The 12,665-nt window shown below is 73.1% G+C and carries 8 protein-coding genes and 2 pseudogenes; 6 read left to right on the forward strand and 4 right to left on the reverse strand.

Going from position 1 to position 12,665, the window contains the following annotated elements; all coding sequences use genetic code 11:
* Nucleotides 1-9: 9 nt before the first annotated feature.
* Entirely contained in the window at nt 10-579 is a 570-nt protein-coding gene (locus tag KGS77_RS07600; RefSeq protein WP_242587340.1) for a response regulator transcription factor, read from the forward strand.
* A 483-nt stretch (nt 580-1,062) separates the two neighbouring features.
* Entirely contained in the window at nt 1,063-1,638 is a 576-nt protein-coding gene (locus tag KGS77_RS07605; RefSeq protein WP_242579691.1) for a hypothetical protein, read from the forward strand.
* Here KGS77_RS07605 and KGS77_RS07610 read toward each other — a convergent pair.
* Nucleotides 1,614-2,831: an acyl-CoA dehydrogenase family protein gene (locus tag KGS77_RS07610; RefSeq protein WP_242579692.1), complete on the reverse strand. Its 1,218-nt coding sequence runs from the start codon at nt 2,829-2,831 to the stop codon at nt 1,614-1,616. The two genes, KGS77_RS07605 and KGS77_RS07610, sit on opposite strands and share 25 nt — an antisense overlap.
* A 411-nt stretch (nt 2,832-3,242) precedes the next feature.
* Here KGS77_RS07610 and KGS77_RS07615 point away from each other — a divergent pair, with 411 nt between their 5' ends.
* Together KGS77_RS07615 and KGS77_RS07620 are read left to right on the forward strand one after the other, a co-directional pair.
* Nucleotides 3,243-4,928: an AMP-binding protein gene (locus KGS77_RS07615; RefSeq protein WP_242579693.1), complete on the forward strand. Its 1,686-nt coding sequence runs from the start codon at nt 3,243-3,245 to the stop codon at nt 4,926-4,928.
* 94 nt (nt 4,929-5,022) lie between these two features.
* The gene (locus KGS77_RS07620) at nt 5,023-7,839 is read left to right on the forward strand and encodes a LuxR family transcriptional regulator (RefSeq protein WP_242587341.1); all 2,817 of its coding nucleotides are present in this window, start codon (nt 5,023-5,025) and stop codon (nt 7,837-7,839) included.
* Here the strand turns inward: KGS77_RS07620 and KGS77_RS07625 are convergent.
* The 3 genes and pseudogenes from KGS77_RS07625 to KGS77_RS07635 form a co-directional block, all read right to left on the reverse strand.
* Entirely contained in the window at nt 7,764-8,327 is a 564-nt protein-coding gene (locus KGS77_RS07625) for a LysR substrate-binding domain-containing protein (RefSeq protein ID WP_242579694.1), read from the reverse strand. The two genes, KGS77_RS07620 and KGS77_RS07625, sit on opposite strands and share 76 nt — an antisense overlap.
* 158 nt (nt 8,328-8,485) lie before the next feature.
* Nucleotides 8,486-8,671, reverse strand: a pseudogene (locus KGS77_RS34905) (LysR family transcriptional regulator); the annotation flags it as partial.
* Nucleotides 8,672-8,714: 43 nt separating this feature from the next.
* Nucleotides 8,715-9,929: an MFS transporter gene (locus KGS77_RS07635; RefSeq protein ID WP_242579695.1), complete on the reverse strand. Its 1,215-nt coding sequence runs from the start codon at nt 9,927-9,929 to the stop codon at nt 8,715-8,717.
* A gap of 651 nt (nt 9,930-10,580) precedes the next feature.
* On the opposite strand from KGS77_RS07635, the gene KGS77_RS07640 reads away from it, so the two are divergent.
* Nucleotides 10,581-11,645, forward strand: a complete 1,065-nt coding sequence (locus KGS77_RS07640; RefSeq protein ID WP_277994200.1) for an alkene reductase — start codon at nt 10,581-10,583, stop codon at nt 11,643-11,645.
* 132 nt (nt 11,646-11,777) lie between these two features.
* Nucleotides 11,778-12,651, forward strand: a pseudogene (locus KGS77_RS07645) (PaaX family transcriptional regulator C-terminal domain-containing protein).
* The last annotated feature ends 14 nt before the right edge of the window (nt 12,652-12,665 follow it).

A 12,665-nucleotide genomic window follows, 5' to 3' on the forward strand; every position in this document is an offset into this window, starting at 1 on the left:
CTGCGCGGAATGCTGGCGACCGAGGACGACATGGAGGTGGTCGGCGAGGCCGGCAGTGCCGACGAGACGGTGTCGCTGGCCCTGCGGCTGCGCCCCATGGTGGTCCTGATGGACCTGCGGATGCCGGGCGGCGGGGTGGAGGCCACCGCGCGGCTGGCCGACGTACAGCCGCAGAGCAAGGTGCTGGTGCTCACCACGTACGGCTCGGACGATCTGATCCTCGGTGCCGTGGAGGCGGGGGCCGCCGGCTACCTCCTCAAGCACGCCGACCTGCCGGACCTGTTGACGGCGGTCCGCGCCGCAGCCACCGGGGAGACCGTGCTCGCCCCCTCCGTCGCGGCCCGGCTGACCCGGCATGTGCGCGCTCCGAAGAAGGACGGACTGTCCGCGCGGGAGGCCGAGGTCCTGCGGCTGGTCGCCCGGGGACTGAGCAACGCCGCGGTCGGGGCCGCCCTGTTCATCAGTGAGGCGACGGTGAAGACCCATATGCTGCGGATCTTCGGCAAGCTGGGGGTCGATGACCGTACCGCCGCGGTGATGACCGCGGTCCGCCGTGGCCTGATCACCGTCGACAACTGACCCGAGGCACCCGGAAGACCGTTTCCGCTGGTGTTTGCCGGTCGGTGGGGCGCGACGGCCCGTCGGAGCGGGGCGTGGGGCCGGGCGGGCGCCTCCACTTCACCTCACGGCATCCGGTTGTTACCGATGTTATCGATCCGGGATCTGGCCGAGAGTGCTCCGGCTCCGGTCTGGAACGACCGGGATTCGGCGGGTACGGGGCCGGGTTTCAAGGGGCAAGGGTCCTGAATTCGGGGCGGGCCGGACGTCGGCGGCGGGACGGGGCCGGCGTCCGCTTTTGCTAGCCTGGGCGTGACATGGGCTCATCAAGTCTGTGACGCGGGGGACGGTGGCGCCGGAAAGGTGCCGTACGGATGCCGCGTGGCAGGCGTCGTGTGCCGGGAGTCTTCCCCGCGCGTCTTCTGTGCGTCGGGGTCTTCCCCGCACGCCTCCTGGGTGAGCGCCGGGTCAGTCAGTCGTTCGGTCACCTCGGGGGAACCATTCATGAAGCTTCGCCATGTTCGCGCCATCGCCGTCTTCGGCGTCGCCTTCTTCGCCCTGACCGGCTGGCGCGGTGTGCACGGCGGGAGCTGCGGGGGCAGCCACCACAGCTCGTCCAGCAGCAGTAGTAGCAGCAGCAGTAGCGGGACGGACTCCAGCTCCGGGTCCACCTCGGGCCTCACCAGCGGTTCGACGGGCAGCACGACGTCGGGGAGCAGCACCTCCGGCAGTACGACGAGCGGTGGCTACGGTTCGCCCAGCAGCGGATCCACCACTGCCCCGGAGTCGGACATCTCCATCGTCACCTGTGACGTCAACTCCCAGGCGGGGACGCTGCGCGCGAGCATCCGCGTGACCAACGGCAACTCCGACCGTTCGGCGACCTACAACGGCACCGTGCAGTTCTCGGACGAGACCGGCCGTACCTTCGGTACCGCGCTGCTCAGCGTCAGTGACGTGCGCGCGCGGGAGTCGCGCTCCGCGGAGGTCACGGGCACGTTCATCCGTACGCGGGACTACCAGCCCCGGTCGGGCAAGTGCAAGCTGGGCCAGGTCTACAAGGCCTCGTCCTTCCGGTGATGTGACCCCGGGGCCTCGTGCCGCTCGCGGTACAGCTCCTTGGCGATGATCGAGCGCTGGACCTCCGTCGCGCCCTCATAGATGCGCGGGGCGCGTACCTCGCGGTAGAGGTGTTCCAGGAGGTGCCCGCGGCGCAGTGCGCGGGCACCGTGGATCTGTACGGCGGCGTCGACGACGTACTGCGCCGTCTCGGTCGCCAGCAGCTTGGCCATCGCGGAGCGGCCGGCGACGCCGGGGGCGCCGGTGTCGTACGCCGTGGCCGCCGCGTACACCAGGAGACGGGCGGCCTCGGTACGGGTGGCCATCTCGGCGAGCTGGTGGGAGACGGCCTGGAGGTCCTTCAGCGGCCCGCCGAAGGCGGTGCGCCGGGCGGCGTGGTCCACGGCGGCGTCCAGGGCCGCCTGCGCCATGCCGACCGCGAAGGCCCCCACACTGGGACGGAACAGGTTCAGGGTGCGCATGGCGACGCCGAAGCCGCGGTCCACCTCGCCCAGGACGTCCGCGCGGGTGACCGGCACGCCGTCGAAGACCAGGCTGCCGATCGGGTGCGGGCTGAGCATGTCCCAGGCGCTGCCGCTCAGGCCGGGCCGGTCGGCGGGTACGAGGAAGGCCGTCACGCCGCGGGCTCCCGGGCCGCCGCCGGTACGGGCGAAGACGGTGGCGAAGTCGGCGTCGGGGACGTTGGAGATCCAGCACTTCTCGCCCGTCAGCCGCCAGGCGGCGGGGGCCGTGGCGTCACCCCCTGCGCCGCCCCCGGTTCCGGCGCGGGGCGCGTCGGGCTCGGCCGCCAGGGTCAGCGCGGCGGCGTCGGAGCCGGCGTCCGGCTCGCTCAGCGCGAAGGCCGCCACCGCCCGCCCCGCGACCACCTCCGGCATCCACCGCTCCCGCTGCCGCGCGGTGCCCGACTGGAGAACCGGATACGCCCCGAGCCCCTGAAGGGCCAGCGCCGTCTCCGCCTCGGTCGACTCCTGGGCGAGGGACTCGCGCAGCAGGCACAGGTCCAGCGCCCGTACGGGGCCTTCGGCCGGGAACAGCCGCCGTAGCAGGCCGAGTTCGCCCAGGGCCGCGACCAGGGGGCGGTTCACCCGGCCCGGTTCGCCCTTCTCTGCCAGCGGGCGCAGCCGCTCGGCCGCCAGGGCACGCGTCCGCGCGCACCACTCCCGCTCTTGCGGTCCCAGCGCGAATGCGGTCACCGGGTGGCCCCCTGCCTCTTGTCGCGGTTGGTCTGTCACGGTTCGGCTGGTGCGGGTCATGTGTCGCGGGTCGGTGGTCCGGTCCGTGGCCGGTGCCGCCACCAAAGCCCGTCGTATCGCGGTCTGTTGACTGCCGTCACGAACACGTTACGCTGACGACAGGCCCTCGCGGCAGTACCCGTAACGGAAGCATCCGTAACAAAAGCACCTGTACTGGAAGCGCCCGTAGCGGAAGCACCCGGGCGGCCCGCGACACCGTCGCCGGAGACCGGCGGCCAGGGCGGCAGCACGTCCACGAGCCGGCCGGCGACCGATCAGGCAAGCAAGCAGGCACCCGTACGAACAAGGTCCCGAGCGTCTCCCGAGCGCGCCTCCCGAGCCGCCGGCCTCGGCGCGAGGGGGCGCATCCGTATGGAGCTTCGGCCTTCGGCCCACATCGACACCTTCGCCCGCGACCACCTCCCGCCCGCACGGCAGTGGCCGCACCTGGTCGACCTCGGCTATCCCGACCGGCTCAACTGCGGCGCCGAACTGCTCGACCGTACGATCGAGCGGCTCGGCCCGGACCGCCCGGCGCTGCGCGACGCATCCGGCGCGGTCTGGACGTACGGGCGGTTACGCGACCGGGTGGACCGTCTCGCACACGTCCTGACCGGCGACCTCGGTGTGCTGCCCGGCCACCGCGTCCTGCTGCGCGGCCCCACCACGCCCTGGCTGGCGGCCTGCTGGCTGGCGGTGATGAAGGCGGGCGCGGTCGCGGTGACCGTCCTGGCCGCGCAGCGTCCCGGTGAGCTGGCCACGATCTGCCGGCTGGCGCGGATCGGGCATGCGCTGTGCGACGCCCGGTCCCTGGACGGCCTGGTGCGGGCCGGAGTGCCGGGCCTGCGGATCACTCCGTACGGCGGACCGGGGCCGGAGGACCTGCTGCACCTGGCCGAGCACGGGCGGGGGCAGGGGCCGCCGTCCGAGCCGTACCCGTGTGTCGCCACCTCCGCCGACGACGTCGCGCTGATCGCGTTCACCTCGGGGACCACCGGCCGCCCCAAAGGCTGTATGCACTTCCACCGCGATGTGCTCGCCATCGCCGACACCTTCTCCGCACAGGTGCTGCGCCCGCGCCCCGACGACGTCTTCGCCGGCAGCCCGCCGCTGGGCTTCACCTTCGGCCTCGGCGGCCTGGTGGTCTTTCCGCTGCGGGCCGGGGCCTCGGCCTACCTCGCCGACTGGGGCGGGCCCGAGCAGTTGCTCCGCGACATCGCACGCCACCGTGTGTCGGTACTGTTCACCGCCCCGACCGCCTACCGCGCGCTGCTGCCCCGCCTCGGCTCGCAGGACATCACCAGCCTGCGCCGCTGTGTGTCGGCCGGCGAGAACCTGCCCGCCGCCACCTGGCAGTCCTGGTACGAGGCGACCGGGCTGCGGATCATCAACGGCATCGGCGCGACCGAGATGCTGCACATCTTCCTCTCCGCCGCCGACGACGCGGCCCGGCCGGGGACGACCGGACTGCCGGTGCCGGGATTCCAGGCGCGGGTGGTGGACGCGGCCGGACGGCCGGTGGCGGACGGGGAGCCGGGGCTGCTGGCCGTACGCGGCCCCACCGGCTGCCGCTATCTCGCCGACCCCCGGCAGACGGAGTACGTACGGGACGGCTGGAACCTCACCGGTGACACCTGCATCCGCGACGCCGACGGCTACTTCCACTACGTGGCCCGCGCGGACGACATGATCATCTCGGCCGGGTACAACATCGCCGGGCCGGAGGTCGAGGACGCGCTCACCCACCATCCCGACGTCTTGGAGGCGGCGGTCGTCGGACGGGCCGACGAGGAGCGCGGGCAGGTGGTGGTGGCCCATGTGGTGCTGCGGGCGGGCGTGTCCGGCGGACCGGAGACCGTGGCGGCGCTGCGCGCCTTCACCAAGGAGCGGATCGCGCCGTACAAGTGCCCGCGCGAGATCGTCTTCCATGACGCGCTGCCCCGCACCCCGACGGGCAAACTCCAGCGCTTCCGGCTGCGGGAGTGGACGGATGCGGGGGCGGAGGCCGGTTCGGGGGCGGAGGCGGAGGCGGGGGCGGGAGCGGGAGCGGGCGGGTGAAGGCCGCGGGCGCGGGGTACGGCCGGTCCGTGCACTGCCGCAACCGCTGGTCAGCGGGGGTGTGAAGACACGCGTCCGATATCTTCTGCAGGTGATGCACGGCAGGGACACCGAACTCGCGCGGATCGCGCGGCTGGTCGAGGAGGGCAGGCAGGGGCGTAGCGGGGCACTGGTGGTGCGGGGTACGCCGGGAATGGGCAAGACCACGCTGCTGGACCATGCCGCGCTGCTGGCCGGGGCCGCTCCGGCCCGGGGCCCCGCTGCCGCTTCCACCCTTCCCATGAACGTCGTACGGCTCGCCGGCCTGGAGGCCGAGCAGGACCTGCCGTACGCGGGAATCCATCTGCTGACCCGGGCGCTGCCGCCGCCGGGCACGGCGCCGCGGCCCGGACCGCCGACGGCGCCGACACCGACGCCGGCGCCGCTGCCCCGGGCCCAGGCACAGGCCCTGGACATCGCCCTCGGCCGTACGGCCCCGGCCGCACCGGCCGCCGCCTCCGCCACCCCCGCGGACCCCGCCCGGCACGCCCCCGACCGGTTCCTGATCGGTCTGGCCGTCCTGAATCTGCTGGCCGCCGGCGGGCCGTTGCTCTGCCTGGTGGACGACGCGCAGTGGCTGGACCGCGCCTCCGGTGACGCGCTGCTGTTCGCCGCCCGCCGGCTCGGCGCCGACCCGGTCGTGATGATCTTCGCCGCACGGGACGGCTTCGAGGCACCCGGTCTGCCCGAACTGCCGCTGGGCCCGCTGGACGCCGAGGCCCAGCGCCGGGTACTGGACGAGCGGGAGCCACGGCCGGCCCCGGCGGAGCGGGCGGCGATCATCGAGGCGGCCGAGGGCAATCCGCTCGCCCTGGCCGAACTGCGCGCAGCCCCCTCGGTGTTCGCGCCGCTGCCGGTCAGCGAGCGGGTGACCACCGAGTACCGCCGCCGGATCGCCGGTCTGCCGGAGCGCACCCGGCTGGTGCTGACGGTGGCCGCCGCGGCGGCCGGTGACCTCACCGCCGTACTGCGGGCGGCGCCCGAACTGGGCTACGACGCCGCCGACCTCGCCCGCGCCGAGGCCGCGGACCTGGTCACCGTCTGCGCCGGCACGGTCCGCTTCCGGCATCCCCTGGTGCGGTCGGCCGCCTACCAGGCGGCGCCGCTCTCCCGCAGGCTGGAGGTGCACGGGGCGCTGGCGGCCGTGGCGCAGGACCCGTACGTGCGGGCCCGGCACCGTACGGCCACGGCGACCGGCCCCGACGAGGAGATCGCCGGCGAACTGGAACGGATCGCCGCCGACGCCTGGCGCCGTACGGCCTACGCGGCGTCCGCCGACGCCTACGAGCAGGCCGCCAGGCTGACCTCGGACCCCCGACGGCAGGGCACGCGGCTGACCGGGGGCGCCCGGTCGGCGCTGCGCGCCGGGCAGCCCGAGCGGGTGGCGGACCTCGCCGAGCGGGCCGCCCGGCTGACCGAGGACCCGGCGCACCTGGCCGAGCTGGCCTTCGTCCAGGCACAGGCGCACATCGAGTTGCAGCGGGGCCCGGCCCACCAGGCCGTCCAGCTCCTCCTGGCACGCGCGGCGCAGGCGGCCCCGCACCGCCGTACCACCCTGCTGGGCTACGCCGCCACCAGCGCCTGGGCCGCCGGCGACCTCCCCTCCCTGCGCCGGGCCGGCCTGCTGCACGAGGAACTCCGGCCACCAGCGCCCGTGACGCGGCCAGAGGCACGCCCGGGTCCCCGGCCGGTTCCGGGCCCGGAACCGGAACCGGAAGCGGACGCCGCCGCTGTGCGCGTCAACGTCCCCCGCGCGCTGGCGCTTCTCGCCGAGGGCGGCTACGGCGAGGCGTTCCCGCCGCTGGCCGCACTGGTCGCCTCCGTACGGGCCGAGCCGCCGCGTGAGCCCGCGCCCCGGCTGGCCGCCCTGGACGCCGCGCTGCTGAGCGGCGAGGACGAGGCGGCGCTCGAACTCGCCCACGCCGAGGTCGCCCTGTGCCGGGCCGACGGGGTGATCGTCGCGCTGCCCAGGGTGCTGCGGCTGCTCGCACAGGCGCAGTTGGCCGCCGGGCTCTACCGGGAGGCCACCGGCAGCGTCACCGAGGCACAGGACATCGCCCGCAGTACCGGGGTGGAGCACCAGATCGCCCCGCTGAACGCGGTGCTCGCCCACATCGCCGCCATCGAGGGCGACGAGGAGCGCTGCCGGCGACTGGCCGCCGCCTCGCCCCCGGCGGCGGCCGGCTGCGCGCTGGGCCTGCTCCACCTGGGACACGGGCGGTACCAGGACGCGGTACGCGCCCTGCGGGACGTCACCGGCCTGACACCCGGATACCCGTCGGTCGCCGCGCTGATGAGCGCCGATCTCGTCGAGGCCGCCGTACGGGCGGAGCTGCCCGCCGCAGCACCGCTGGAACAGTTCACCTCCTGGGCGACGGCGACCCGGCAGCCGTGGGCCCGGGCGGTCGCCGAGCGCGCCCGCGGACTGGCCGAAGGCACCGAGGAACCGCTCGCCGCCGCCGTACGGCTGCACACGGGCCGGCCGTTCGAGCGGGCGCGCAGCGAGCTGAGCTACGGCGAGTGGCTGCGGCGGCAGCGGCGGCGTACCGACGCGCGCCCGCTCCTGAAGTCCGCCCTGGAAACCTTCGAACGCCTCAAGGCCGCCTGCTGGGCCGAACGCGCCCGCACCGAACTGCGCGCCACCGGCGAGCAGATCACCGCGGGCCGCGCGGCCGACGTCCTGGACCGGCTGACTGCTCAGGAGCTGCAGATCGTACGGCTGGCGGCGGCCGGGGTCAGCAACCGGGACATCGCCGGCCAGCTCTTCCTGAGCACCCGGACCGTGGAGTACCACCTCTACAAGGCGTACCCGAAGCTGGGCGTGGGGTCGCGGCGCGAGCTGTCCGCGGTCCTGCGCTCGGACGACGCCTGAGACGTCTGCCGCAGGACCCGGCCGAAGGCCGCGGCGTAGGGGTGCGGGCTGGTGCGCGGGTAGGCATAGGTGAGGACGGCGGGCGGGGCGCCCGTGAGCGGCAGATACAGGATGTCCGGATCGGGGTACTGTGCGGCCACCGATACCGGGAGCACACCGACACCGCGTCTGGCGGCGACGGCGTGGAGGTACTCCTCCAGGTTGGAGGTTTCCACGCCGATCTCGGGGGTGGCATCGGCCGGCCAGTCCTGCGGGGTGAGCGTGCCGCTCACGGTGTTGACGATGATGCAGCGACGCCCGAGGTCGCGCCAGGTGACACGGTCACGCACGGCCAAGGTGGAGCTGCGGGAGACCGCTGCGATACGCGGCTCCCGCAGGATCTCGGTGGTGACCAGGCGCGGATCGCGGACGGTCCCCCAGAGCAGGACCGCGTCGAGGGAGCCCTCGCGCAGTCCGGTGGCGGGGTCGTCCCGGCGCACGGTCTGCACGAGGACGTGGTACTGCTCCTCCAGCGTGGCGCTCGCTCGACGGCCACGCTGGAGGGGGAAACCCCAGGCGTAGCCCAGGCGCAGTGAGGACTGCGGCTCGGGGGCTGGAGAACCGTTTCCAGTTGGGGCAGCAGGAGTTGGAGATCGGCCTGCAGCCGGCTCCCGTCCGCGGTGAGGCGGGGGTGGCGGGTGCTGCGGTCCACCAGGGCCCGGCCCAGCTCCGCCTCCAGGCGCTGGATGTGCCGGCTGAGGGTGGGCTGGGAGATACCGAGACGATCAGCGGCCCAGGTGAAGTGCTGCTCCTCGGCCAGGACGAGGAAACACCGCAGGTGATGCAAACCGATTTCCATGGGGAACAAACTAGCCAGTTGCGGCTGCCTTCCCGGCTCAGGGTGCCGTAACGGCACCTCCCCCGCGCCGCACGGCACCACGCACCACGGTCAGGTGCAGGATCAGCGCGACCAAGGTGAGCGCGGCCGTGTAGTACGGCAGGGAGCCCGCAGCCACGCCCAGGCCCAGCACCACGCCGCCGAGCGCGGACCCGAGGCCGCTGCCGAGGTAGACGGCGGAGCTGTTGAGCGAGACGGCGACCGTGGCCTGTTCGGGCTGGGCCGCGATGAGCTGGTGCTGCTGCGGCACCTGGATGGCCCATCCGGCCGCGCCCCAGATCACGAGCGGGACGGCAGCCAGCGCCACGGCGGTGTGAGCGGCGACGGGCAGGACGAGCTGGCTTGCCACGACGAGGACCAGGATCCAGGCGACCGCGGAGAAGGGCCGGCCGGTGCGGTCCACGATGCGGCCGATCACAAGGCTGCCGATGATGCCACCCGCGCCCCAGGCCCACATGGCCCAGACCGTCTGATCGGTGTGCGCGGCGTCGACGACGAACTCGGCGAGGTAGGTGTACAGACCGAGGCTGGCGATACCGCCGAGCAGCGAGACGGAGACGATGCCGGCGACCCGGCCGCCGGCCAGGGCGCGCACGCGCCGGCCCAGCGGCGGCGGCGGGCTCACCGCGACCTGCGGCAGCCGCGTGATCCCGATCAGCGCGACCACGCCCAGCGCGGTGATCAGCCACAGCGTGCCGCGCCACCCCATGTGAGAGGCGAGCAGCATGCCGACCGGGACACCGATGACGGTGCCGATGCTCAGGCCGCCCATGACGGTGGCGAGCGCGCGGCCACGCCGTTCCGGAGCGGTCAGGCCCGCTCCCGTGGCGGCGGCAAAGGGTGAGTACACACCCGCTCCGATGCCTGCGACCGCGCGGGCGATCAGGAGGACCCACAGGCTGGGGGCAACGGCGGTCAAGGCATTGCCGATGGTGAAGACCACCAGCGCCACGCCGAGCACCACCTTCGCCGGCCGGGCGGCCAGGAGGGTGGCGAAGACCGGCCCGCCCAGCGCGTAGCAGAGCGTGAAGACGGTGACCATCTGGCCGGCCGACGACGCCGAGATGTGCAGATCCGCCGACACCAGGGGCAGCAGTCCGGCCATCACGTAGGCGTCCACGCCGAGCGCGAACGTGCCCAGCGCCAGCAGCGGGATGAACTTGCTGCGGGTGTCGTCCTTTTCAGGGGTGGTTATTGTCTGTGTGGCGCTCATCCGAGGGGCTCCAAGTCCGTTTCGGCAATGATCTGGCGACCGTTGGGGAAGTTGCCGGCCGGCCCGGTGGCCCTGGCCGTCTGTTCGCTCTCGTTGTGCAGGCGCAGCAGAGACCTCAAAGGATTCGAAGGAGTCGCATCGTTCGATCCGTATTTCGCGGGAAAGGCCGGGGCGGCTTCCTTACGGGGCCGTTCGGCGAGCGACGCCTCCAACACCGTGTGGTGGGCGTGGGTTCCACCGATGCTCCGTGACCTGCCGGAACCGGCCCCGTACTCGTCGATCGCCTGATGTGGCCCGGCAAGATTTCCCGCCGGGTGAGTTTTGTACATTCCCCGCCCTGCAACCAACATGCGCCTTCGAAGCGCACGCGTGAACTGTGAACGCGGGAATTACATACAGCGGCCTTCTTTCCCGCAAGCCGCTCTTCTGCATCTCTTATGCATCCTCTGTATGCCCGCAGCTCATCGCGGTTGACGTGGGCCCAGGAGACACCCGTCACACCGCCGGGAACGAGCCGGCCCGTAGCGCTACGGGAGAAGTACCGAAACGCCACTGATGCGCCGCCAGTAGCCGCGTTCGTACTTTCGTGACCGGCAAGAAGCAGAGAGCACGAAGCACGAAGCACGAGAACGCACTACCAGGAGATCAGCGGTGAAGCTTTTCGAGAAGGTGACGGTCGGCAAGCTGGAGCTGGCCAACCGTATGGTGATGGCTCCGATGACGCGCAGCCGGGCGTACGGCGGGCTGGTGAGCGAGCTGACCGCCGAGTACTACGCGCAGCGGGCCGGCGCCGGGCTGCTGATAACCGAGGGCACCCAGCCCAGTGTGATCGGCCAGGGGTACATCCAGACGCCCGGTCTGCACTCCGCGGAGCAGGTAGCGGCCTGGCGGCGGGTGACCGACGCGGTGCACGGCAAGGACGGGCGGATCTTCGTCCAGCTCATGCACGCGGGGCGGATCGGGCACCCCACCCTGTACCCGGACGGCGCGCTGCCGTTGGCTCCCTCGGCGATCGCCTCGGGTGAGCAGCTCTACACCGCCGAGGGCATGCTGGACCACCCCGTACCGCGTGAGATGACCCTGGAGGACATCACACGGACGACCGAGGACTTCGTGAGCGCCGCGCGCAACGCGATGGAGGCGGGCTTCGACGGGGTGGAACTGCACGGCGCCAACGGCTACTTGATCCAGCAGTTCCTGGCGGGCAGCAGCAACCGGCGGACCGACGCCTACGGCGGGTCGGTGGAGAACCGTATCCGGTTCGCGGTGGAGGTCGTGCAGGCCGTGAGCGACGCCATCGGCCCCGAGCGGGTCGGTATCCGCATCTCGCCCGGCGTCAGGATCAACGGGGTCGTCGAGGACGACGCCGCGGAGATCTACACCGCGCTGATGCGCGCGCTGGCGCCGTACGGCCTGGCGTACGTCCACGTCCTGGAGATGGCGACCCGGGAGCTGACGGAGCTGGTCCGCGCCGAGTGGCCCGGTACCCTCATCCTCAATCCGCACCGCGAGCCCGGGCCGCTCACTGTCGAGGCCGCCTCTGAGGCGCTGGAGGAGAAGCTGGCCGACGCGATCAGCTTCGGGGCGCTGTGGCTGGCCAACCCGGACCTGCCGGAGCGGATCAAGGCGGGCGGCCCCTACAACGAGGCCCGGCGCGAGACCTTCTACGGCGGGGACCACCGCGGGTACACCGACTACCCGACGCTGACGGGCTGAGGGCAGGCAGGACCGCGGGAAGGATGAGGAGAACGGCGGGCCTTCGCCGCCGGGGCTGGATACGATCACGTCACAGGGGGCGGGCCGCCCCACCTGCGCAGGTCACAGCACTACTAGGCAGGGGCCGATCACGTGAGCGACCAGAACACGCAGCGGACCCCGAGGTCCCTGATCGTCACCTTCTACGGGGCGTACGGGCGCAGTGTGCGGGGGCCGCAGACGCCTGGCGGGGCGGCGGGCACGCCGGCTTCGCCGGAGCCCGTGCCGGTCGCGGCGCTGATCAGACTGCTGGGCGTGCTCGGCGTGGATCCGCCGTCGGTGCGCTCGGCCGTCTCCCGTCTCAAGCGCCGTGGCCTGCTCCTCGCGGCGCGTACGGAGAGCGGGGCCGCCGGGTACGCGCTCTCCGAAGCCGCCCGTCAGCTCCTGGAGGACGGCGACCGGCGCATCTACAGGCGGCCCGGGGCCCGGCCGGACGACGGCTGGGTCCTGGCCGTCTTCTCCGTTCCCGAGCAGGAGCGCCACAAGCGGCACCTGCTGCGCTCCCGCCTGGCCCGGCTGGGCTTCGGCGCCGCGGCGCCGGCGTGTGGATCGCCCCCGCCTCCCTGTACGACGAGACCCGGCACACCCTGGAGCGGCTGCGGCTGGCCTCGTACGTCGATCTGTTCAAGGGCACCCACGCGGGGTTCGCGGCGACCGCCGACGCGGTGGCGCGCTGGTGGGACCTGGAGAGCATCGCCGCGCGGCACCGGGCCTTCCTCGACGTCCACGAACCGGTGCTGCGCCGCTGGTCCCGGCGGCGGGCCGGGCCCCCGAGGCCGCCTACCGCGACTATCTGCCGGCTCTGGACGCCTGGCGGCAGCTTCCGTACGCGGATCCCGGTCTGCCCTCTCCCCTCCTGCCGGAGGGCTGGCCGGGCGGGCGCGCGGCGGAGGTGTTCGGCCGGCTGCACGGCAAACTCAGGGCGGCGGGCGCCGAGTTCGTACGTGAGGTGGTGGACGGCTGCTGAGACGCCCCGGGGTT

This window comes from Streptomyces sp. MST-110588, from assembly GCF_022695595.1.
Classification (GTDB): Bacteria; Actinomycetota; Actinomycetes; order Streptomycetales; family Streptomycetaceae; genus Streptomyces.